22 protein-coding genes are annotated in these 23,070 nt (G+C 64.3%); 11 read left to right on the top strand and 11 right to left on the bottom strand.

Annotated features, from left to right (window positions below):
* Nucleotides 1-13: 13 nt before the first annotated feature.
* From B5F19_RS07115 to rplU, 4 genes are all read right to left on the bottom strand, one after another.
* A complete protein-coding gene (locus B5F19_RS07115; RefSeq protein WP_087289362.1) occupies nt 14-436 on the bottom strand; it encodes a PPC domain-containing DNA-binding protein in 423 nt (140 codons plus the stop codon).
* A gap of 118 nt (nt 437-554) precedes the next feature.
* Complete coding sequence (gene rpmA, locus B5F19_RS07120; protein ID WP_087289364.1) at nt 555-845, bottom strand: 50S ribosomal protein L27; 291 nt, start codon at nt 843-845, stop codon at nt 555-557.
* Nucleotides 846-848: 3 nt separating this feature from the next.
* A complete protein-coding gene (locus B5F19_RS07125) occupies nt 849-1,178 on the bottom strand; it encodes a ribosomal-processing cysteine protease Prp (protein ID WP_087289365.1) in 330 nt (109 codons plus the stop codon).
* Between the two features lie 4 nt (nt 1,179-1,182).
* On the bottom strand, nt 1,183-1,494 hold the full coding sequence (gene rplU, locus B5F19_RS07130) for a 50S ribosomal protein L21 (RefSeq protein WP_087289367.1): 312 nt from the start codon (nt 1,492-1,494) through the stop codon (nt 1,183-1,185).
* 291 nt (nt 1,495-1,785) lie between these two features.
* Here rplU and B5F19_RS07135 point away from each other — a divergent pair, with 291 nt between their 5' ends.
* From B5F19_RS07135 to B5F19_RS07185, 11 genes are all read left to right on the top strand, one after another.
* On the top strand, nt 1,786-2,454 hold the full coding sequence (locus tag B5F19_RS07135) for a hypothetical protein (protein WP_087289369.1): 669 nt from the start codon (nt 1,786-1,788) through the stop codon (nt 2,452-2,454).
* 111 nt (nt 2,455-2,565) lie between these two features.
* Nucleotides 2,566-3,999, top strand: a complete 1,434-nt coding sequence (trkA, locus tag B5F19_RS07140; protein ID WP_242972723.1) for a Trk system potassium transporter TrkA — start codon at nt 2,566-2,568, stop codon at nt 3,997-3,999.
* Nucleotides 3,996-5,435 carry a TrkH family potassium uptake protein gene (locus tag B5F19_RS07145; protein WP_087289371.1) on the top strand — a complete coding sequence of 480 codons (1,440 nt, stop codon included), beginning with the start codon at nt 3,996-3,998 and terminating at the stop codon, nt 5,433-5,435. The genes trkA and B5F19_RS07145 overlap by 4 nt, the downstream gene beginning before the upstream one ends.
* Before the next feature lie 22 nt (nt 5,436-5,457).
* Nucleotides 5,458-6,900: a TrkH family potassium uptake protein gene (locus B5F19_RS07150; RefSeq protein ID WP_087289373.1), complete on the top strand. Its 1,443-nt coding sequence runs from the start codon at nt 5,458-5,460 to the stop codon at nt 6,898-6,900.
* A gap of 191 nt (nt 6,901-7,091) precedes the next feature.
* The gene (locus B5F19_RS07155; RefSeq protein ID WP_087289375.1) at nt 7,092-9,053 is read left to right on the top strand and encodes a sodium/proton-translocating pyrophosphatase; all 1,962 of its coding nucleotides are present in this window, start codon (nt 7,092-7,094) and stop codon (nt 9,051-9,053) included.
* 135 nt (nt 9,054-9,188) lie between these two features.
* Nucleotides 9,189-10,133 (top strand): carbohydrate kinase, encoded by a 945-nt coding sequence (locus B5F19_RS07160; RefSeq protein WP_191342326.1) that lies wholly within the window; start codon nt 9,189-9,191, stop codon nt 10,131-10,133.
* Nucleotides 10,134-10,191: 58 nt separating this feature from the next.
* Nucleotides 10,192-10,449, top strand: coding sequence for an HPr family phosphocarrier protein (locus B5F19_RS07165; RefSeq protein ID WP_087289376.1), 258 nt, complete (start codon nt 10,192-10,194; stop codon nt 10,447-10,449).
* Nucleotides 10,450-10,467: 18 nt separating this feature from the next.
* Nucleotides 10,468-12,120, top strand: a complete 1,653-nt coding sequence (gene ptsP / locus B5F19_RS07170; RefSeq protein ID WP_087289378.1) for a phosphoenolpyruvate--protein phosphotransferase — start codon at nt 10,468-10,470, stop codon at nt 12,118-12,120.
* 230 nt (nt 12,121-12,350) lie between these two features.
* On the top strand, nt 12,351-13,472 hold the full coding sequence (prfB, locus tag B5F19_RS07175) for a peptide chain release factor 2 (protein WP_087289380.1): 1,122 nt from the start codon (nt 12,351-12,353) through the stop codon (nt 13,470-13,472).
* A 158-nt stretch (nt 13,473-13,630) separates the two neighbouring features.
* Nucleotides 13,631-14,785: a hypothetical protein gene (locus tag B5F19_RS07180; RefSeq protein ID WP_087289382.1), complete on the top strand. Its 1,155-nt coding sequence runs from the start codon at nt 13,631-13,633 to the stop codon at nt 14,783-14,785.
* 177 nt (nt 14,786-14,962) lie between these two features.
* Nucleotides 14,963-16,465, top strand: a complete 1,503-nt coding sequence (locus tag B5F19_RS07185; protein WP_162612541.1) for a peptidoglycan DD-metalloendopeptidase family protein — start codon at nt 14,963-14,965, stop codon at nt 16,463-16,465.
* 293 nt (nt 16,466-16,758) lie between these two features.
* On the opposite strand, the gene proS is transcribed toward B5F19_RS07185, so the two are convergent.
* The 7 genes from proS to B5F19_RS17685 form a co-directional block, all read right to left on the bottom strand.
* Nucleotides 16,759-18,204, bottom strand: a complete 1,446-nt coding sequence (proS, locus tag B5F19_RS07190) for a proline--tRNA ligase (protein WP_087289386.1) — start codon at nt 18,202-18,204, stop codon at nt 16,759-16,761.
* Between the two features lie 143 nt (nt 18,205-18,347).
* Entirely contained in the window at nt 18,348-19,040 is a 693-nt protein-coding gene (locus B5F19_RS07195; protein WP_087289389.1) for a hypothetical protein, read from the bottom strand.
* Nucleotides 19,041-19,185: 145 nt separating this feature from the next.
* Nucleotides 19,186-19,686 (bottom strand): hypothetical protein, encoded by a 501-nt coding sequence (locus tag B5F19_RS07200; RefSeq protein ID WP_087289391.1) that lies wholly within the window; start codon nt 19,684-19,686, stop codon nt 19,186-19,188.
* A 157-nt stretch (nt 19,687-19,843) separates the two neighbouring features.
* The gene (locus tag B5F19_RS07205; RefSeq protein ID WP_204248304.1) at nt 19,844-20,812 is read right to left on the bottom strand and encodes a lysine exporter LysO family protein; all 969 of its coding nucleotides are present in this window, start codon (nt 20,810-20,812) and stop codon (nt 19,844-19,846) included.
* 126 nt (nt 20,813-20,938) lie between these two features.
* Entirely contained in the window at nt 20,939-21,592 is a 654-nt protein-coding gene (locus tag B5F19_RS07210) for a precorrin-8X methylmutase (protein WP_087289393.1), read from the bottom strand.
* Entirely contained in the window at nt 21,589-22,809 is a 1,221-nt protein-coding gene (cbiE, locus tag B5F19_RS07215; RefSeq protein WP_087289395.1) for a precorrin-6y C5,15-methyltransferase (decarboxylating) subunit CbiE, read from the bottom strand. The genes B5F19_RS07210 and cbiE overlap by 4 nt, the downstream gene beginning before the upstream one ends.
* The coding region (locus B5F19_RS17685) for a hypothetical protein (protein ID WP_204248303.1) at nt 22,800-23,070 on the bottom strand (271 nt) is incomplete at its 5' end. The genes cbiE and B5F19_RS17685, both read right to left, overlap by 10 nt.

Consider the following 23,070-nt stretch of genomic DNA (forward strand, 5'->3'; position numbering starts at 1 on the left):
GAAAAATCACATATTAAAATTCAAACAGGTTCAGACCCACGGTATCGCTGAACCTCCGGTCCACGTCCCCGTCCCACACCTGGAGAAACAGCTCCAGGGTGGCGCTGATGACGGCGGAGGTCAGGTGCCCGGCGTGGACCTCGCCGGTGACCGGGTTGCCGATGGTGATGTGCAGATGGAGGTAGGGTTCCCCCTCCTTCCGGGACACATTCCCCACCAGGGCGGAGATCTCATAGTCCCCCTGGTACCGGCGGGAGTGGTACTGCTTCTCCCGGGTATTGAAAATACCGATGGTCACATCCCCCGCCGCGCCCAGGGCGGACACGCTGCCCAGACGCACGTTCTCCCGATTCACCAGGGCGGTGAGCTGCTCCACGATCTCCTCCCCCGGGTCCAGGCGCATCACATAGCCCTGGGGGAACTTCCGATATTCCATGACTCAAAACCTCCTTTTGAAACGCGCCTTTGCTTCCTGCCGGCGCCCCCCAGCGGGGGCGGGAACACAGAAAAAAGCCGCAAACGGTCCATACGTTTGCGGCTTCCTGTACAGCAAATTACTGGGCGATCTCCATCTCAACAATGGAAACCTGCTTGCGGTCCTTGCCCAGACGCTCAAACTTCACCTTGCCGGACTTGAGGGCGAACAGGGTGTCGTCGCTGCCCTTGCCCACGTTCACGCCGGGGTGGATATGGGTGCCGCGCTGCCGGACCAGGACGTTGCCGGCCAGAACGAACTGACCGTCGCCCCGCTTCACGCCCAGACGCTTGGACTCGGAGTCGCGGCCGTTGCGGGTGGAGCCAACGCCCTTTTTATGGGCGAAAAACTGCAGACCGATATTCAGCATGTGTTACACCTCCAAAACGGTAATATGATCGGGATATTCCTCCGCCAGCTGGACAAAGTGGACCATGAGGGCGGCCAGAAGGGTCTGGCAGGTGCTCTCGTGGGTCTGTCCCAGATTGGCGGGGAGTTTCAATGTGATGGACGCGTCCTTCTGCCGCACCTTGACGGAGGCCTCCAGCCCCAGCACGTCGTTGACGGCGCACTCCACCAGGCGCACTGCGCTGGTGACGGCGGCACAGACGATGTCCTCCCCCTCCGGGGCGTAGCCGCTGTGCCCCCGGACGGTGAATCCGGTGATGCGGCGGCCCTCGGTGTGGAATTCTGCGGTGGTCATTGGATTAGGCCTTGATGGCGCTGATCTGGACCTTGGTATAGGGCTGGCGGTGGCCCTGACGCTTCCGGTAGCCCTTCTTGGGGGTGTACTTGAAGACGCGCACCTTCTTGCTCTTGCCGTTCTTCACCACAGTGGCGGTCACGGAAGCGCCCTCCACAGCGGGAGCGCCGAAGGTGGCGTTGTCCCCGTCCAGCACAGCCAGAACCTGATCGAACACGATCTCCTGGCCGGCCTCGGCCTCCAGCTTCTCGATGAACAGAGTGTCGCCCTCCGCCACCTTGTACTGCTTGCCGCCGGTAACGATGATTGCCTGCATGTCATTCAACTCCTTTATTACGGGCTCGCTCTCGCAGGAGGAGAGAGATCTCACTTTGCAAATTACCCTGCTCAAAGCGGCTCTAAAATTATATCAGTGTCCCAACTTACTGTCAAGGAAATTTTGAAAAAATCAGCGGGCGGAGCGGGGCGGACGGAGAATTTTTCTCCCCGTCTTGCTTTTTCTCCATAGACCTTCTATAATACCGACTGTATCATGCGGAAGTGCCGCCTGCGGGAGAAAAACGCCTGTGGGCCGCGCAAGAACGCTCTGTGAAGGAGGTGTCCCGCCATGAAGCGCGCCGCAGTGCCGCTGATCCTGTTTCTCTTCGGTTTTCTGCTGGGCCTGCTGTGCCTGTTCCCCATGTCCAGCCGGCCGCCGGACACCGCTCCGGTCCTCTCCGTTCAGGGGAGCGAGGGGGAGGACGGGGGAGAGGTTCCCACCTTCACTTCCAAGGACACCGCCGCCCTGCTGCGCTCCGCCGCCGGCGTGGCGGAGGCCTTGAAGTATAAGGACTACGAGGCGCTGGCCGGCTATGTCCATCCGGAGCGGGGGGTCACCTTTACCGCCTATTCCACGGTGAATCTGGAGACCGACCAGAACTTTTCCGCCGATCAGATCCGGGAGCTGGCCCAGGACGACACCCGCTACCTGTGGGGGTATGAGGACGGCCGGGGAGAGCCGATCCAGCGGACCATCGCGCAGTTTTTAGAGGAGTTTATCTTCTCCGTGGACTACACCCAGGCCACCTCCGTGGGGGTGGACGAGATCGTCATGAGCGGGAATTCCCTAGAGAATTTAAAGGAGGCCTATCCGGACTGCCGGTTTGTGGACCTGTGCTACCCCAGTCTGGACCCGGCCTATGAGGGGCTGGACTGGTGCTCGCTGAAGATCGTGTTCGCACCCACCCAGTCCGGCTGGTATCTGGTGGGGCTGATCCACAGCCAGTGGACCATCTGAGGGGGGAAGGCGGCCCCTTCGGAGGAAGACCGCATCCGCCAAACCGCATCCGGCCGCAAGAATCACATTAACATGCAGAGGGAGGGCCGCCCCTGGGGGGCGGGCAATGCCATGAAGGAAAAAGAGAAGGAGAAGCAGTCCCTGAAGGTCGTCATCGTGGGCAACGGAAAGGTGGGCTTCTCTCTGGCTGAACAGCTGGTGAAGGAGAAGTACGACGTCACCATCGTGGATATGCGGGAGGACAGCCTGCGCCGGGCCTCGGACGCCCTGGACATTATGAGCATCCGGGGCAACGGCGTGTCCGCCGCCACCCTGGCCGACGCGGGGGCCGCCGAGGCCGACCTGCTGGTGGCCGCCACCAACTCCGACGAGGTGAACATGGTGTGCTGCCTCACCGCCAAGCACATGGGGGCCAAGTTTACCATCGCCCGCATCCGCAACCCGGAGTACAGCATGGGGCTCAACGACCTGAAAAAGGACCTGGGCATCGACATGATCATCAATCCGGAGAACGCCACCGCCATTGAGATCTCCCGGCTGCTCCGGTTCCCCTCCGCCGCCAACATCGAGACCTTCTGCCGGGGGCGGGTGGAGCTCATGGGCTTCCGCATCCAGGAGGGGGATTTTATGGCGGGGAAGCCCCTGTACGACCTGTCCGACCAGGTCAAGCGGCTCTCCCTGCTGTTCTGCGCCGTGGACCGGGAGGGCGAGGTCACCATCCCCAACGGCTCCTTTGTGCCCCAGGTGGGGGATAAGCTCTATCTGGTGGGCCGCCCCGCCAGCCTGGACCAGTTTTTCCGCCTGTTGGGCCGCTACACCCCCAAGGTGAAGGACGTGTTCATCGCCGGCGGGGGCAAGGTGTCCCTCTATCTGGCCGCCATCCTGGAGAAGATGCGCATGCGGGTGAAGATCGTGGAGATCAGCGAGGAGCGCTGCCGCCACATCAGCGAGACCTTCCCCCACACCACCGTCATCTGCGGCGACGGCACCGACCAGGAGCTGCTGGAGTCGGAGCGGATGTCCGCCGCCGACGCCTTTGTGGCCCTCACCGACCGGGATGAGGACAACCTGATCATCTCCCTGTACGCCATGCAGCAGGGGGTGCAGAAGGTGGTGGCCAAGTCCAACCGCCAGAACTACGCGGGCATCGCCCGGGCGGTGGGGCTGGACAGCGTCATCTCCCCCAAGCTGATCACCGCCGCCCAGATCCTCCAGGTGGTCCGGGGGATGCAGAACTCCCAGGGCAGCGTGATGAACACCTTCTACCGCATTGCCGACGGCTCCGCCGAGGCCATGGAGTTCACCGTCCGGGACACCACCCGCCACCTGAGGACCCCTCTGAAGGACCTCCACCTGAAAAACGGGATCCTGCTGGCGGTCATCATGCGCGGCCGGGAGATCATCATTCCCGAGGGCTCCTCCTACATCCAGGAGGGGGATTCGGTGATCCTCATCTCCCGGGGCTGGCGCATTCTGGATCTGAACGATATTTATGAGGAGGAGATCCCCATGCCCTCTGCGGCCTCCCTCAACGGACGGGGATGAACCTGCGTTTTGTCTTCAAGCTGGTGGGGCGCGTGGAGCTGATGGTCGCCGCCTCGCTTCTCCTCCCGCTGGCGGTGGCCCTGTTTTACGGCGAGAGCCCCTGGCCCTTTGTCCTCACCATGGGGCTGATCCTGTGCATCTGCGCCCCCCTGGCCCGGATGCCTGCCCGGCCGGTGTTTTTCCAGAGAGAGGGATTTGTGATCGTGGGCCTCATCTGGGTGGTCACCTGCCTGTTCGGAAGCCTGCCCTTCTGGTTCTCCGGGTGCTTTGCCTCCTTTGTGGACTGCCTCTTTGAGGCCAGCTCCGGCTTTACCACCACCGGGGCCACCATTCTGCCCGATATTGAGATCCTGCCCCGGGGCATTCAGTTCTGGCGGTGCTTCACCCACTGGCTGGGGGGCATGGGAGTGCTGGTGCTGGCCACGGCGGTGTTCCCATCCCTGGGGGCCCGCTCCCAGTACCTGACACGGGCGGAGACGCCGGGGCCCATGGTGGTCAAGCTGGTGCCCAAGCAGGCCAAGACCTCCAAGATCCTCTACGGCATCTACTGCGCGATGACCCTGGCGGTCATCGCCCTGCTGTGGGGGGCGGGCATGCCCCTGTACGACGCGGCGGTCCACGCCTTCTCCATCGCCGGCACCGGCGGCTTCTCCAGCAGGAACGCCAGCTTTGCCGCCTACCCCCTGCCGGGGGTGGACCTGATCGTGGCCACGGCCACCCTGCTGTTTTCCCTGAACTTCGGGCTATTTTTCCTGGCCCTGCGCCGCCGGTTCCGAGAGATCTGGAGGAGCGAGGAGCTGCGCTTCTTTCTGGCGGTGGTGGCACTGGCCACCGTGCTCATCGCCTGGGATCTGGACCCGGTCTACCACCAGGGGGCGCTGGAGTCCCTGCGGTACGCCTTCTTCCATGTGACCTCCGTCATCTCCACCAGCGGCTTTTTCACCGAGGACTACGCCCTGTGGCCCCACTTCTCCCAGATGGTGCTGGTGCTGCTCATGTTCTGCGGCTCCTGCTCCAGTTCCACCGGCGGCGGCATCAAGTGCGCCCGGGTGCTCATCCTCCTGCGGATTCTCCGCCGGGAGGTGCGGCGCATCGCCCATCCCCGGTGCGTGGAGGTCATCAAAATGGACGGCCGGGTGGTGGAGAGCTCCACCATCCGGGGGACGCTGGTCTTCCTGGGGTGCTATATGCTGATTCTGCTGGCCGCCGGGCTGATCATCTCTCTGGACGGATACTCCTTTTCCATCTCCTTCTCCTCCGCCCTGGCCAGCCTGAGCAATGTGGGGCCGGGGCTGGAGCTGGTGGGGCCCACCGGAAACTTTTCCCTCCTCTCGCCCCTGTCCAAAGTCACCATGTCCCTGTGTATGGTGACCGGGCGTCTGGAGATTTTCCCCATTCTGGTCCTGTTCAGCCGCGCTGTGTGGCGGCATACTTAAAGCATATCGTGGTGTTTTTGCTATGAATATCAAGCTGGTTCTGAAGGTTTTGGGACGGGTGGAGCTGGTGGTGGCCGCCTCGATGGCGCTGCCGCTGGCCTGCGCCCTGCTCTACGGAGAGGACATCGCCCCATTCCTCTGGAGTATTGCAATCATTCTGTGCGTCAGCCTGCCCCTGTCCTTTCTGCCCACACACAGCTCCTTTTTCCTGCGGGAGGGCTTTGCCACTGTGGGCCTCATCTGGCTGTTTACCGGCGTGGCCGGGGGGCTCCCCTTCTTCTTCAACGGAGGCGGGGGCTTCAACACCATTTGGGACTGTATCTTTGAGGCCAGCTCGGGCTTCACCACCACCGGGGCCACCATCCTCACCGACATCGAGTCCCTGCCCAAGGGCATCCTCCTGTGGCGGGCCTTCACCCACTGGCTGGGGGGCATGGGCATTCTGGTGCTGGCCACGGCGCTGCTCCCCTCCATGGGGGTGCGCTCCCACTACCTGGCCCAGGCGGAGAGCCCGGGACCGGTGTTCTCCAAGCTGGTGCCCAAGCAGTCCCAGACCTCCAAGATCCTGTACAGCATCTACTGCGTCATGACGGCGGTGGAGGTGGCGCTGCTGAAGCTGGCGGGGATGCCCTTCTACGACGCCCTGGTCCACGCCTTCTCCACCGCCGGCACCGGCGGCTTCTCCAACCGGGCGGCCAGCGTGGGGGCCTATGACAGCGCGGTGATCGACCTGATCATCGGGGTGTTCTGTCTGCTGTTCTCCATCAACTTCGCCCTGTACTTCCTGGTGCTTCAGCGCCGGATCTGGGAGGCCCTGAAGAGCGACGAGCTGCGCTTCTTCCTGGTGGTGGTGGCCCTGGCCACCGTAGCCATCGCGGTGGACATCCTGCCCCAGTACGGCAGCATTCTGCAGAGCCTGCGCTACTCCTTCTTCCAGGTGGCCTCCATCATCTCCACCACCGGCTTTGCCACAGCGGACTATGTGCTCTGGCCCCAGACATCCCAGTATATCCTGATCCTGCTCATGTTCTGCGGGGCCTGTGCCGGCTCCACCGGCGGCGGCGTCAAGTGCTCCCGCATGCTCATCCTGCTGCGCACCATCCGCCGGGAGATCCACCAGATCGCCCACCCCCGCTCGGTGGAGGTGGTCCGGCTGGAGGGCAAGGTGGTGGATGAGAACACCCTGCGGTCGGTTCTGACCTTTATCGGCTGTTATGTGTTGATCCTGCTGGGGGCGGGGCTCATCGTCTCTCTGGACGACGTGTCCTTCTCCGTCTCCTTCTCCGCCGCCCTCACCTGCCTGAGCAACGTGGGCCCCGGCCTTCAGGAGATCGGCCCGGTGGGCAGCTTCGCGGAGTTCTCCCCCCTGTCCAAGGTGGTGCTGTCGGTGACCATGATCGCCGGCCGTCTGGAGCTCTTCCCCATTCTGGTGCTGTTCAGCCGCCGGACCTGGAGCCGCAGCTGACCCCGCGCATCTTCGCGCCCCGCCGCAGATTCAGCGGCGGGGCGCCTTTTGATTTGTTCAATGCGACAAAATGACAGGCGATATACTTCCTCTTTTTGTTCAGATATGGTAAAATGGAACCAGCCGCCGCGCAGGCGGGACGGACAGCGCTCCGCCCGCCGGAGGCGCGGAATCCGAGGGGAGTGTATCACATGGAACAGCTGTATTTGGTTGGATTTCTGGGGGCTGCGGCTGCGATCCTGTTTGCCTGGGTCCAGAGCCGCCGGGTGCTGTCCTACTCCGAGGGCAGCGAGGCCATGCGGAAGATAGCCGCCGCCATCCGCTCCGGCGCGGACGCCTACCTGAAGCACCAGTATGCCACGGTGGCCAAGGTGTTTCTGGTGGTCTTTGTCCTACTGCTGCTCATGGCCTTCGGCACGGGCGGGGAGATGCTCTCCCAATTCACCCCCTTTGCCTTCCTCACCGGGGGGGTGTGGTCCATGCTCTCCGGCCTGGTGGGCATGAAGATCGCCACCAGCGCCAACGCCCGCACCGCCCAGGCGGCCAGCGAGAGCCTGAACCACGGCCTGCGGGTGGCCTTCTCCTCCGGCTCGGTGATGGGCTTCACGGTGGTGGGGCTGGGGATGCTGGACATCTCCCTGTGGTTCTTCTTCCTGCGGGCCGCCGCGGGGATTGACGACCCCATGACCCTGGGCAATATTATGGTGATGAACGGCATGGGGGCCTCCTTTATGGCCCTGTTCGCCCGGGTGGGCGGAGGCATCTATACCAAAGCCGCCGACGTGGGGGCCGACCTGGTGGGCAAGGTGGAGGCCGGCATCCCCGAGGACGACCCCCGGAACCCCGCCACCATCGCCGACAACGTGGGGGACAACGTGGGAGACGTGGCCGGCATGGGGGCCGACCTGTATGAGTCCTATGTGGGCTCCATCCTGGCCACCTTCTCCCTGGGAGCCTGCGCCGGATACGGCTGGGAAGGGATGATCCTCCCCATTCTCCTGGCGGTGTGCGGAATCCTGTGCTCCATTGTGGGCACCTTCTTTGTAAAGACCGAGGAGAACGCCAGCCAGAAGTCCCTGCTGCGCTCCCTGCGCACCGGCACCTATTTGGCCGCCGTCCTCTCCGCCCTGGCCGCCGCCCCCCTCACCTACTTTATGGTGGGGAACTGGGGTGTCTACGCCGCCATCCTGTGCGGCCTCATCGGGGGATGCGCCATCGGCTACTTTACGGAATACTACACCTCGGACACCTATAAGCCCACCCAGAAGCTGGCCGCCGCCGCGGAGACGGGCTCGGCCACCGTCATCATCGGGGGGCTGTCCCTGGGCATGCTGTCCACCATCGCCTCCATTCTCATCGTAGCCATTGCCATCCTCATCAGCTTCTACGCCGCCGGAGGCGGGGCCTCCTTTGACCGGGGGCTCTACGGCATCGGCATCTCCGCCGTGGGCATGCTGTCCACCCTGGGCAACACCACCGCCGCCACGGGGAAGGGCTTCGCCATCGGCTCGGCCTCCCTCACCGCCCTGGCCCTGCTGGTCTCCTATGTGAACATCGCCGCGGAGAAGTCCGGGGAGGCCCTGGACCTGTCCCTCACCAACCCCCTGATCCTGGTGGGGCTGTTTCTGGGGGCCATGCTCACCTTCGTGTTCTCCGCCCTGACCATGCGCGCGGTGCAGACCGCCGCCCAGTCCATTGTGGTGGAGGTGCGCCGCCAGTTCCGGGAGATCGCCGGCATCATGGAGTACAAGGCCGACCCGGACTACGCCTCCTGCGTGGCCCTGTGCACCCGGGGGGCCCTCCGTGAGATGGTGGTCCCCGCCCTGCTGGCCATCATCGTCCCCATCCTCACCGGCCTGCTTCTGGGGCCCGAGGGCGTGGTGGGGCTGCTGGGGGGCGTGTCGGTCACCGGCTTTGCCATGGCGGTGTTCATGTCCAATGCCGGCGGCGCCTGGGACAACGCGAAAAAGTACATCGAGGCGGGCCGCCACGGGGGCAAGGGCTCCGACTGCCACAAGGCCGCCGTGGTGGGGGACACGGTGGGGGACCCCTTCAAGGACACCTCCGGCCCCTCGCTGAACATCCTCATCAAGCTGGTGTCCACCGTGTCCATTGTATTTTCCGGACTGATCGTGGCGTTCCACATCCTGTGACCCCGGCTGGGCACATTTCCCAAAACTTCCCGGAAGACCCGTTGCCGGATTGGAAAAGTTGTGCTATGATTTTCTTGAACTCCCGACCCGCACAGATGCGCGTTTATTTTGAAAGTAAGGGGGCGTGATGCCGCTATGCTGGACATCACCACCATTGGAGAAGTACTCATTGACCTGACCCAGACGGGGTGCAGCGAACAGGGGGTCCCCCTGTTTGCCGCCTACCCCGGCGGGGCGCCTGCCAACGTGGCAGTGGCCGCCGCCAAGCTGGGGGCCTCCACCGCCTTTGTGGGCAAGACCGGCCAGGACGAGTTCGGCAGTTATCTGCGGCGGGTGCTGGCGGAGCACGGGGTGGACGTCACCGGCCTGCACACCGACCGCTCCCCCACCTCTTTGGCGGTGGTCTCCGTCTCCCCAGGCGGGGAGCGGTCTTTCCGCTTCATGCGGGGGGCGGACACCAACCTGTCCCCGGACGAGATCGACGAGGGCTGGGTGGACCGGAGTAAAGTGCTCCACTTCGGCTCTGTGAGCCTCACCGCGGGCATGTCCCGCTCGGCCACCATCTTTGCCGCCCGGCGGGCCCACAAGACGGGCAAGCTGGTGAGCTACGATCCCAACTACCGGCCCAGCCTGTGGCGGGGGAGGGAGGAGGCCATGCAGTGGCTCCAGATCCCCCTGCCCCTGGCCGGCCTGGTAAAGATGTCCCAGGAGGAGCTCCCCCTGCTCACCGGGTCGGAGGACCTGGAGCGGGGCAGCCAGATTCTGGAGGACATGGGCATCCGCCTGGTGGTGGTCACCCTGGGGGACCGGGGGGCCTTCTACCGCTGGAGGGGCCGCACCGGCCTGGTGCCCGGCGTGGATGTGGAGGCGGTGGACACCAACGGGGCGGGGGACACCTTCCTGGGCGCCCTGCTCTACCGGCTGACCCGCCGGGGGGACTCCCCCCTGGAGGGGCTCACCGTCTCCGAGCTGGAGGAGGCGCTGGACTTCTCAAACCGGGCCGCCGCCCTCACCTGCACCCGGCCGGGGGCCATTCCAGCCATGCCCACCCTGGAGGAGCTGTCCGGAGCCGGGGAGTGAACCCGTCTCTTCCGCCCGCTGGGGCGGAGTTGCAATACCGAGCAGAGGAGCGTTTGTTATGCAGCAGTTTACCTATACGATTACCGACCCCATCGGTCTCCATGCCCGGCCCGCCGGCCTGCTGGTCCGGGCGGCCAGAGCCCTGGACAGCACCGTCACCATCCGAAGAGGGGACAGATCCGTCTCCGCCGTCGAGCTGATGAACCTGATGAGCATGGGGGTCCGGCAGGGGGAGCAGGTCACCGTCACCATTGAGGGGGGCGATGAGGAGGCCAGCCGGAGGGCAATGGAGCAGTTTTTTCAGGAGAACCTGTAACGCAAGGAGGACGCTGGAATGAAAGTCGCCACGGGAACTTCCATTCTGAGGGGAATCGCCATTGGCAGACTGAAGCTCCACCGCAAGGAGGCGGTGGAGACAAGCCGCACCTCCTCACTCGCTCCGGAGGAGGAGTACGCCCGCTTCCAGGCCGCCCAGAAGGCCGCTCAGGAGCAGCTGGGGCAGCTGTATGAGAAGGCCCTGGACGAGGTGGGGGAGGACAACGCCGCCATCTTTGAGATCCACCAGATGATGCTGGAGGACGAGGACTATGTGGACGCCGTCAAGGGCATCCTGGACAGCCAGGGGGCCACGGCGGAGTATGCGGTGACCGCCACAGGGGAAAATTTTGCCGCCGCCTTTGCCGCCATGGAGGACCCCTATATGCAGGCCCGGTCCGCCGACGTGAAGGACATCTCCCGCCGGGTGGTGAATATCCTGACCGGGACCGGCGCCGGAGCCGTTCAGGGGGACGAGCCCGCCATCCTGATGGCCGACGACCTGACCCCCAGCGAGACGGTGCAGATGGACAAGAGCAAGCTGCTGGGCTTTATCACCCGGGGGGGCTCCGCCAACAGCCACACCGCCATCCTGGCCCGGACCATGGGCATCCCCGCCCTCGTCGGGGTGGACTTTGACGAGAGCTGGGACGGGCAGCTGGCCATCCTGGACGGCTGCAACCACTGTGTGTATGTGGACCCGGCGCCGGAGCTGCTCGCCGCCATGGAGGCCAAGCGCCGCGCCGACCTGGAGCAGGAGGCCCTCCTCCAGGGGCTGAAAAAGAAGCCCAACGTCACCCTGGACGGCACCGAGATCCAGGTGTACGCCAATATCGGCGGCGTGGGGGACGTGGGGCTGGTGCTCCAGAACGACGCCCAGGGCATCGGATTGTTCCGCAGCGAGTTCCTCTACCTGGACGGGGACGACTACCCCGCCGAGGAGGAGCAGTTCGCCGCCTATAAGCGGGTGGTGGAGACCATGGCCGGCAAGAAGGTCATCATCCGCACCCTGGACGTCGGGGCGGACAAGCAGGCGGACTACTTTGGGCTGGACTACGAGGAGAACCCCGCCCTGGGCTACCGGGCCATCCGCATCTGCCTCACCCGCCGGGACGTGTTCAAGACCCAGCTCCGGGCCATCCTCCGGGCCAGCGCCTTCGGCACAGTGTCCATCATGTTCCCCATGATTATCTCCGTGCGGGAGGTGCGGGACGCCAAAGAGATCCTGGAGGAGTGCCGCGCCGAGCTGAAGGCCCAGGGCGTCCCTATGGGGGAGGTGGAGATCGGCGTGATGATCGAGACCCCCGCCTCTGTGATGATCGCCGACGAGCTGGCCCAGGAGGTGCAGTTCTTCTCCCTGGGTACCAACGACCTGACCCAGTACACGTTGGCCATCGACCGGCAGAATCCCAAGCTGGACGCCTTCTACAACCCCCACCACCCGGCCATCCTGCGGATGATCCGGCATACCATTGAGGCGGGCCACCGCCACGGCTGCTGGGTGGGCATCTGCGGGGAGCTGGGGGCCGACCCGGCGCTCACCGAGACCTTTTTACACATGGGCATTGACGAGTTGTCCGTCTCACCGGCGGCGATTCTCCCCTTGCGCAAGCGCATCCGGGAGCTGGACCTGAGCAGGCCCGCCGCCTCGGAGCCTCTGGACGGGGCGTGATCCCCCGCTCCGGAGTTTTCTGCCTGTGTTTCCCCGCGCCGCGCGGCCCGTTTCGGCTGTGCGGCGCGGATTTTGTCCGCTTCGCCCCATTTTTTCCCGATTCCGGCACTTTTTTTCCCAAACCCCCGGTCCCCTCCTTTACAATTCTTCCCGGTTCGGATATAATATTTAGGCTATAATGGAATCTTATAGGGTTTAATCTGTCTTCAGAGAATGAGAGTGAGGAACGTATGCTTCAATTTGACGAATATAAAGTCCGGCTGAACAACCTGGCCCCCGTTCTGGAGGAGCTGGGCCAGGCCCTGGACCTGGAGAGCGCCGAGCGGGAGCTGGACATGCTCCAGGCGGAGTCCGCCTCCGACGGCTTTTGGAACAATTTGGAGAAGGCCCAGAAGGTGCAGCAGCGTATCAAGACCCTCCAGCACAAGGTGGACAGCCAGCACAAGCGCAAGCAGCACTGGGACGACCTGATGGCCCTGTGCGAGATGGGCAACGAGTTTGAGGACGAGTCCCTGCTCCCTGAACTGGAGGAGGGCTTCGCCCAGCTGGAGGCCGAGATGGAGGAGGCCCGGCTCCAGACTCTGCTCACCGGGGAGTACGACAGCTCCAATGTGATCCTCACCATCCACCCCGGCGCCGGCGGCACCGAGGCCCAGGACTGGGCCCAGATGCTCTACCGCATGTACACCCGCTGGACCGAGCGCCACGGCTTCACCTATCAGATCATGGACTATCAGGACGGGGACGAGGCGGGCATCAAGTCGGCCACCATTATGATCGAGGGGGAGAACGCATACGGCTACTTGCGGGGAGAGCACGGGGTGCACCGCCTGGTGCGGGTGTCCCCCTTTGACGCCAACGCCCGGCGGCAGACCTCCTTCGCCTCGGTGGAGGTCATGCCCGACCTGCCCGAGGACGTGGAGATCGAGATCCGCCCCGAGGACATCGAGATGCAGGTCTACCGGGCCAGCGGCGCCGGCGGCCAGCACGTGAATAAGACCTCCTCCGCCGTCCGGCTCATCCACAAGCCTACCGGCATCGTCGTCGCCTCTCAGCAGGAGCGCTCCCAGTTCCAGAACAAGGACAACTGTATGAAGATGCTCCGGGCCAAGCTGGTGGAGCTTCAGATGCAGGAGAAGGCGGAGAAGATCTCCGACCTGAAGGGGGTCCAGCTGAAGATCGAGTGGGGCAGCCAGATCCGCTCCTATGTCTTCATGCCCTATCAGCTGGTGAAGGACAACCGCACCGGCTATGAGACCAGCGCCATCAACTCCGTCATGGACGGGGACCTGGACGGGTTCATCAACGCCTATCTCACCGCCGAGGCCACCGGAAACTGGGCCACAAAGTGAGAGCAGAGAGCAATTAAGAATCGTTTGGCGGCGGGAGCCGCAGTCAATCCAACACGTCCCGATTGCGGCCCCGTGAGGGCACGGGGCCCTACCAATGAGAGTTTGTAGGGCCCGATGCCCCCATCGGGCCGCATCGTATTTTTATGAAGGAATTGTCTATGAGACAGAAAAAACAGATTCCCTGGAAAACCATCGGACTGACTCTTCTGGCCGCCTTGGTGGGCGGTGCGGTGGGCTACTGGGGCATGTGTCAGGTGGACGCCCTGGGCCTTCCGGGGCTTTTGGTCCTGCTGCTCCTGTTGGTGCTGGCATACGTCCTCCAGGTCGTGGTCCACGAGGGGGGACACCTGGTGTGCGGCCTGCTCACCGGCTACCGGGCGCTGTCCTTCCGCATCGGGAGGGTGCTGCTGGTGAAGCTGGACGGCCGCTGGAAGCTGCGCGCCTACCACATTCCCGGCACCGGGGGGCAGTGCCTCATGGCCCCGCCCGCCCAGGAAAATCCCCCCTACCGCCTGTACCACCTGGGGGGCGGGCTGGCCAATCTGCTGCTGGCCGCCCTGGCTCTGCCGGTTTTTCTGCTCACCGGCGCCCCGCTGCTGCGGGTGTTTGCGGGGGCCCTGGTTCTGATTGGGGGGTGGATCGCCGGGACCAACCTGCTCCCCATGAAAATGGGCGGCGTGGCCAACGACGGGTACAACGCCAGAAATCTGGGAAAAGATCCCCTGGCCCTCCAGTGCAGCTGTGTCCAGCTCTGGATCGTAGAGGCCCTGCAGGAGGGGTACTCCCTGGCCGGCATGCCGGAGGAGTGGTTTGACCTGCCCCCCAAGGCCGACCTGCAAAACGTGCTGATTATGGGGACGGCCATCCAGCGGGCCTCCCGCCTGATGGCCCGGGGTGAGCTGGAGGAGGCCGACCAGGCCATCCGGGCGCTGCTGCGCGGCGGCCATGAGCTGCTGGGCCTGCACCGCCTGGAGCTCACCTGCGAGGAGATCTACTGCGCTCTGGTGCTGGGCCGGGTGCGGGAGGCGGAGCGCCTCTTTACGCCGGAGGTGCGCCGCTACTGCAGGCAGACCAGGAAATACTGTCCCGGCCGGGTGCGCCAGGCCTACGCCTGGGCCCTGCTGGCGGAGCGGGATGTGGAGAAGGCCCGCGATCTGCGGGCCGAGTTTGAGCGGGCGGCCGCCCGGTACCCCTATTCCGGAGAGCTGACCGGGGAGCGAAACCTGCTGGACCGGGCGGACCAGGCATTCCGGGCTTCCAGCATCCAGGACAGCCGGGCGGAGGCTCCGGCGGAAAAAGTGGAAAAAATTTAAGGTTGTCCCGAATGATTTGCAGAAAATTCATAGTTTCTCTGGGAAAAAGTCTTGACGTAGCCCGTATTTCCGTGTATAGTTGCATTTGTAACCAAATTGTAATCTTTTCTTTTCCGGTCTGTTACTTTTCAGACGGGATGTTTGGAAACGATGGCGAGGTACGGCATGGAGAATATCATGAACGATCACAAGTTTACCGGCCGGCCCTCCTCTGAGCGGATGACCTTGGGGGAGCGCTGGGCCCGTTTCAAGCGCAGAGCCCCCCTCTACCGCCGCGCGCTGCGGGAGTGGGGCCGCATCCACGGCCGCCGGATCACCCACCAATTCCACAATGTGGTGGCGGGCAACCGGGCCGCCGGGCCGGTCACCTTCCTGGCCTGCTCCGGCGCTCTGGCGGTGGCATTGACCATGACCACGCTGTACACCCCCGCATACTCGGTCACCCTGGACGGGGAGAGCGTGGGGGTGGTGGCGGACGCGGAGGTGGTCCAGCAGGCCATGGAGACGGTGGAGGCCACCGGCACCTCCCTGCTGGGACACGACTATCAGATTGAGGGGAACCTGGAGTATGAGTTCGCCCTCACCCTCCGCTCCGACCTGACCTCGGAGGAGGACATCCAGAACTACTTCTACGGAAAGCTGGACAGCGTCAGCGGCGAGCTGCGCCAGTACCAGGTGGTGGTGGACGGCCAGGCCGTGGGCGCGGTGAAGGACGAGGACGGCCTGAACCGTCTGCTGGAGGAGCTGAAGGCCAAGTATACCAGTGAAAACACCGTCTCGGTGGAATTCATGGACACGGTGACCATTGAGCCGGTGTATGAGGCGGAGAATCTGATGACCCTGAGCGAGATGAGAACGGCCCTCCAGGCCAACCAGGGGGGCTCTACCACCTACACGGTGGTGGCGGGGGACACCTTCTATGGAATCGCCTACGCCAACGACATGTCCATGAGCGACCTGGAGGCCCTGAACCCGGGCATCGACATCAACCGGCTGATGGTGGGAGACGTGCTCAACGTGAAGGAGCTCACCCCGGTGCTGTCGGTCCAGACGGTGGAGGAGGTCACCTATACCCAGTCCATCCCCTGCCCGGTGGAGGAGGTGGAGGACTCCTCCATGTATGTGGGCGAGACCCGGACCATCACCCAGGGCGTGGAGGGCCAGGAGGAGGTCAACGCCACAATCACCTATGTGAACGGCCAGGAGACGGAGCGGACTGTGAACTCTACCACCACCCTTCAGGAGCCCACCACCACCGTCAAGGCCGTGGGTACCAAGGAGAAGCCACGCACCGCCTCCTCGGGCAGCTATCAGTGGCCCATCTACGGGCGGATCACCTCCTACTTCGGCGGCCGGTATATCTTCGGCAGTTACAGCTACCACTCCGGCATCGACATCTCCGCCTCCTACGGGGCGGCGGTGTGTGCCGCCGACGGCGGAACGGTGACCTACGCCGGTTACCGGGGCAGCTATGGCAACCTGGTGGTCATCACCCACGACAACGGGACCCAGACCTACTACGGCCATAACTCCTCCCTGACCGTGTCCGTGGGCGACAAGGTGTACAAGGGACAGCAGATCGCCCGGGCGGGCAGCACGGGCCGCTCCACCGGCGTCCACTGCCACTTCGAGATCCGGGTGAACGGCACCTCGGTCAATCCCCTGTCCTATCTGCCGTAACATTCCAAAGGGAAAAACCGGCCGTCTCCGTGGAGACGGCCGGTTTTCTACCTCTAGGCCTCAAAACAAAAGCGGGAGCAATGTACAGACGGGGCGCGGCCAACGGCCGCGCCCCGCAGTATGTTAAAAAACCTGTGCGAAACAAAGTCCGCCCGAGTCTGGGCGGGGGAGCTCGAGGGGGCAGCCGCCCGCCTCGAATGGGATCAAATGCCCCGGAAGTCTTGCTTTGCAAGGCTTCCGGCACGCGGAGCGTGGACTTTTGCGCCGCTGTGCGGCGCAAAAGTAACGGCATTTTAATAGGCTACGCCCCAGTAGATCATGTGCTTGGCGGGCTTGCCGCAGCACACACAGACGTCGCCCACGCTCTCCTGCTCCAGGGGCATGCACCGGGAGGTGACCCCGGCCTCCTCCTTCATCTTCAGCTCGCAGGCCAGGTCGCCGCACCACATGGTCTTGGCGAAGCCGCCCTCGGTCTCCATGAAGGTCTTGACCTCCTCCAGGGTGTGGCACACCTTGGTGTGGTCCTCCAGGTTCTGCTTGGCCCGCTGATAGAGGCCGTCGTGGACCGCGTCCAGCAGCTCCCGGACCTTGCTCTCCAGCTCGTCCAGAGAGACAAAGACCTTCTCCCCGGAGTCCCGGCGGCAGATGCAGCACTGGTTCTTCTCCATGTCCTTGGGCCCGATCTCCACCCGCAGGGGCACGCCTTTCATCTCATACTGGGCGGCCTTCCAGCCCATGGACTGGTCGGAGTCGTCCATGCCCGCCCGGATGCCGGCGGCCTTCAGACGGGCCAGAAGGGCGGAGGCGGCCTCCAGCACGCCCTCCTTGTGCTGGGCCACGGGGATGACCATGGCCTGGATGGGGGCGATGCGGGGGGGCAGCACCAGGCCGTTGTTGTCCCCGTGGGTCATGATGATGCCGCCGATCATCCGGGTGGACACGCCCCAGGAGGTCTGGTGGGGGTGGTGGAGCTGGTTGTCCTTGCCGGTGAAGGTGATGTCGAAGGCCCGGGCGAAGCCGTCGCCGAAGTAGTGGCTGGTGCCCGCCTGGAGGGCCTTCCGGTCGTGCATCATGCACTCCACGGTGTAGGTCTCCTCGGCGCCGTTGAACTTCTCCTTGTCGGTCTTGCGGCCCTTGACCACGGGCATGGCCAGCACGTTCTCCATGAAGTCCGCGTAGATGTTCAGCATCCGCATGGTCTCCTGGCGGGCCTCCTCCTCGGTGGCGTGCATGGTGTGGCCCTCCTGCCACAGGAACTCCCGGTGGCGCAGGAAGGGACGGCTGGTCTTTTCCCAGCGCAGGACGGAGCACCACTGGTTGTACAGCTTGGGCAGGTCCCGGTGGGAGTGGATGATGTTCTTATAGTGCTCGCAGAACAGGGTCTCGGAGGTGGGGCGGATGCAGTAGCGCTCCTCCAGCTTCTCGCTGCCGCCGTAGGTCACCCAGGCGCACTCGGGGGCGAAGCCCTCCACGTGGTCCTTCTCCTTCTGGAGCAGGCTCTCGGGGATGAGCATGGGCAGGTACACGTTCTCGTGGCCGGTCTCTTTAAAGCGCTTGTCCAGCTCGCGCTGGATGTTCTCCCAGAGGGCGTAGCCGTAGGGGCGGTAGATGAACATGCCCTTGATGGAGGAGTAGTCGATGAGCTCCGCCTTCCGGCACACGTCGGTGTACCACTGAGCAAAGTCCACCTCCATGTCGGTGATCTGCTCCACCTGCTTCTTGTTGGGGTTTTGAGCCATGTCGTTTCAGTCCTTTATTATAAAGTCAAAGAGAATGGAAAACTCGTACCAACTATTGTATAAATTCAGGGGAGAAAAGTCAAGTTTTCCCGCTTAATAAAATATCCCCGCCGCAGCTGCGGCGGGGAACCTGGAGCAAATTGTCATGCATAGGAGCCATAGTAGTCGATCATAACCTCGTCCAGCTTCTGCATGCCCGAGTCCACCAGGGAGTAGTAGCCGTCGGATTCCTTCATCTGGAGCATGATGACCTGATCCTGACCGTAGGTGAGCTGGGGGATCAGGGCCTCCAGCTGGTCCAGCAGGGCATTGGCGTACTGCTCGTCCAGAACCTGGTACTCCTGGTCCGACATGGCGGCGATGGCCTCGTCGCTGGCGCCGGAGGCCTGCTTCACAGACGTCCAGGCCGCCGCCATCTGATCCTCCGTCAGGAGGGGGATGATCTCGATGGGGGAGACGGTGACCTCCACGGCGATGTCGCCGCTGCTCAGCTGCTCCGCGTCGGCCACAGTGTACTGGGCGTGGGAGTAGATCTCATCCACGATCTCCTGGGCACGCTGGGTCACTGCGTCGGTGGGGAGCTCCACCGCCAAGAAGGACAGCAGATAGCCGGCCTCAATCTCCAGGTTGTTCTCGTGATCGGCCTGGGCCTGCTCCTGAGTCATGTCCTCCACCACGTCAATGTAGTCCTGGCTGATCTCCCCCTTGTAGTTGGCGTCCAGCAGCCCCTGGACATAGACGGTTGCGTCGTCGGTGATGCTGCTCCCGCAGGCGGTCAGTCCCAGCAGCAGCGCCCCGGCGGCCAGCAGCGCTCCGGCCCGTTTCCAAACTCTCATCTCAGTTCCCCCTTATGCAGTCTCTCGAAAACTTGTGTGCGAAATCAACAAATTCCATGAAAATATTTTAAGGTGTATAGGCGCAGAAGTCAATTATATCCTCCGATCTTTCACAGGAACTTTACAGAAATCCCAGTGGAGCCGGTCATTCCATGCGGATCAAAACAGTGTAGCTGCTGTTTCCCTCAAAGTCGGGCATGCGGTCCCAGCTGGCCCGGATCTCATAGATCCAGCCGCCGGGGTTCAGAGTGAGGGCATCTCCCTCCACGGCCGCCTCCTCCCCCTGGGCGGACACATCTCCCCAAGAACTCTCCGGCCAGCACTGGGCGGTGAGAGCGTCCGACTCCAGAGGAAAGGAGAGGAGCGCCTGGGATTCGGCGGCGGTCAGCTGGGGCGTCATCTCCTGGCAGTCCAGGGGGTGGGCGCTGTCGGAGATGGTGCTGGAATACTGGTCCTCCCCCTCCCGGATGGTCCAGGACCAGCCGCCCCGCAGGGCGGTGCAGGACTGGTTCCCAACCGTGACGGTCAGCTCCGGCGGGGCGGTGAGCGCGGTCTCAGGAGCGGGGGCCTCAGGCTGAGGGGAGCAGGCGGACAGCAGGCCGAGAACGGCGGCAAGCGTAAAAAAGAAGGTATTCCTGTGGGACATAAAAATCCTCCTCTCAAATAGAACTCTGACAATATAGACGGAGAAAGGAGGCTCACGTTGCGGGAAAAGGGAAAAAAGACCCCGGGCGGTAATATGGAACCGCCCGGGGGACAGGATTCAGAGGGGGTATGCCGTGAACGCGGCCATTTAGCAGCGGTCAGAACGGCAGGGCGATGATGGCCGGGATGAGCACCGGTACGGACAGGGACAGAATGACCCCCGAGGCGAAGGAGTAGATGGCCATGCGGTCGCAGGTGGCGCTGACCACCACGGGCAGGACGGTGTCCATGGCGGTGGCGCCGGGGAGGGCCACCGCCTCGATGTAGCCCAGCTTCTTGGCCGCCACGGGGACGGCCACAATGGAGAAGAGCTCGTGCATGATGTTGGAGAGGAACGCGGTGGCCGACACGGTGAGGGAGTAGGGGGCCAGCAGGGTGGGGGCCAGGGAGTACCACCCGAAGCCGGCGGAGGCGGCCACGCAGTCCTTGGGGCCCAGGGGGAGGAAGATGCCCGCCAGGGCGGTCATGGCGAAGGTGCCCACCATTACGGCCAGGGGGACCAGGAGGACCCGGAACCCGGCTGCCTTCACGTCCTGGAGCATGGTGCCCTGCCGCCCCATGTCCACCCCCACCAGAAGCAGAAGCAGGTAGAGGCCGAAGTTGATGACCGTCCCGCAGTGGGCGGTGACCGAGTCGGGGAGGACAAAGTATCCGCCCAGCATGCCCAGGACCACGGCGGCCACGATCAAGACAGTGAGGCTGTGGTCCACGTGGGCCTTCTCGTGGCTGGCCTGGGCCTCCTCCGCCTGGGCCTCCTGGGCGGTGCGGCCAAAGGCGTCCATTTTCAGGATGTACTTCCGAAGGGCGTGGACCGCCAGCATGCTGCCGATCATGGAGGTGATGGTGATGGCGAAGGCGTTCAGGCCGATGGAGCCCAGAGAGGACACGATCTCCTCGTTGGCCCCCAGCTCCGCCCCCAGGGTGAAGATCAGCAGCAGCAGGGCCGCCGTCTGAAACCGCCCCAGCCAGGGCATGGGCCGGGAGCGCACCCCGGGGCGGGAGCCGATAAAGGCCCCCAGCACCACCAGGGCCAGGTAGATCACCAGATTGGTCAGTGTGCCGGACATCTGCTGCAAGGGAAATTCCTCCTTTGGTTTGAGACGCAGAAAGGGCCGGGCAGCGATCTCCGCCGTCCGGCCGCGAGTATTGCACATTGTACCACAACTTTGTGGAAAAGTCCACGAAAATCCGCGCTATTTCCGCATCCCGGCCGCCTGGTAGAGCAGGGCGTTGCAGATGGCGGCCGCCACGGTGGAGCCCCCCTTCCGGCCCATGGCCGCGATGGCGGGGACGCCCATGCGGCGGCACAGGGCCCAGATGCGCTCCTTGCTCTCCACCACGTTGACAAAGCCCACGGGGACCCCGATGACCAGGGCGGGGCGGAGGGCCCCCGCCTCCATGAGCTCCGCCATGCGCAGCAGGGCGGTGGGGGCGTTGCCCACCGCGCAGACGGCCCCGGGGTGCTCCGAGGCCCACCGGTCCACCGCCGCCGCCGCCCGGGTGGTGCTCTGTTCTCTGGCCTGACGGGCTACCTCCGGGTCGGCCATATAGCACAGGCGCTCCACTCCCAGGGCCTCACAGGCCGTCCGGTTGATCCCGGAGCGGGCCATATTGGTGTCGGTGACAATGGGGGTCCCGGCCTTCAGGGCGGCCACACCCGCCTCCACCGCCCCGGGGGTAAACCAGAGGTTTTGGGCGTAGTCAAAGTCCGCCGTGGTGTGGATGGCCCGGAGCACCGCCGCCGCCCGCTCCGGGGGGAGGGTGACGCCCATAGCGGCCAGTTCCTCCCGGATAATGCGCATGCTCTCCCCCTCAATGTCCATGGGGGTCCCGTGTTCCAACTTCATACCAGCGCCTCCCTGTGTCCCGTGATGATCCACACCGGGTTCTGTCCCAGCATCAGGTTGAGCCCTCCGGCGGGTCTGCTGCGGGCCACGGTGAGCTGGGTGATCCTGGGCTCCATGCCCAGCTGAGTGAGGGCGGCCGCAGCGGCCCCCAGGGTCTCCACCGCGATGGCGGTGAGACACACCCGCACGGCGGGATTCTTTTCCACAGCCGCCTGCAAAATGGGGAACAATTCCCCGTCGCTGCCCCCGATAAAGACGCCGTCCGGGGCGGGGAGGTCCTCCAGGGCCTGGGGGGCCCGCCCCTCTGCCAGCTCCAGGTTATAGGCCCCGAACCGCTCCCGGTTGGCCCGGATGAGGGCGCAGGCCTCCCCCTTGCACTCCACCGCATACACACGGCTGCGGGGGGCCAGGAGGGAGAGCTCCACCGACACCGAGCCGGTGCCCGCCCCCACGTCCCAGTAGGTCTCCCCGTCCCGGACCTCCAGCTTGGCCAGGACGGCGGCGCGCACCTCCTGCTTGGTCATGGGCACGTCCCCCCGGAGGAATACGCCGTCGTCCAGCCCCTGGGAGCGCGGGGCGTTGGCGGGGGGGGCGTACCCCTCCACCAGCAGAACGGACAGGGGGGCGGTCTCCTGCCCCGCCAGCTCATACGCCGGGCCGGAGCGGATGCGCTCGCCGGGGTAGGACAGGTCCTCCCCCACCGTGGCGGTGAGGTGGCCCAGACCGGCCTGGGCCAGCCGCTGACACAGCGCGCCCGCCCCTCCGGCCCCGCCGGTGAGAAAGAACACCGGCCGGCCCCGGGCGGCGAGCACCTCCCCCACCGGGTCGCAGGTCAGGCCGTGGGCGGAGACGACGGACCACTCCTGCCAGGGGCGGCCCAGCTGGGCGGCAAAATATTGCAGACTGGAGACGCCGGGCAGCACCCGGACGGAGACGCCCCGCTCCCGCAGCAGGGGGAGAAGCGTCCGGGCCCCGGAGTGAAAGCCGGTGTCCCCGCTGTACAGCACGCAGGGGAAGGAAAAGTCCCGGCCCTCCAGGATCTCCAGCATATCCGCCGACTTGGTGGCGGGGAAACGGGGGGCCTGGGGAGCGAGGGCGCACTCCTCCAACAGGCGTCGGGAGCCGATGAGGCAGTCAGTGCGGCCCAGGGCCTCCGCTGCGGCGGCGGGGAGATACTCGGCCCCGCCGGGGCCCATGCCGATCAAGGTCACTTCCATGGGGGTTCCTTCTTTCTTTCATCGTTAGGAAATTTGAGGCAGGGGGATTTTGCCGCTGCGGCGGCGAGCGTTGTTTCCTCTTTTTCGTAGGGCGCGACGACTCGGCGCGCCGCTTCGCAAGGTTCCGCCCTGCGGGGCGGGTTACTTTCTGCCCGTGCCGATTTACAATGCAAGTGCAACAGTAAATAAAAAGAGTGACTCAAAGAGGAAAAGCCAGTAAAATGGTAGTTGCGAGCCAACCATAAGGAGGCGTTCCTCAAT

The sequence above is a fragment of the Pseudoflavonifractor sp. An184 genome (assembly GCF_002160305.1).
Lineage (GTDB): Bacteria > Bacillota > Clostridia > Oscillospirales > Oscillospiraceae > Lawsonibacter > Lawsonibacter pullicola.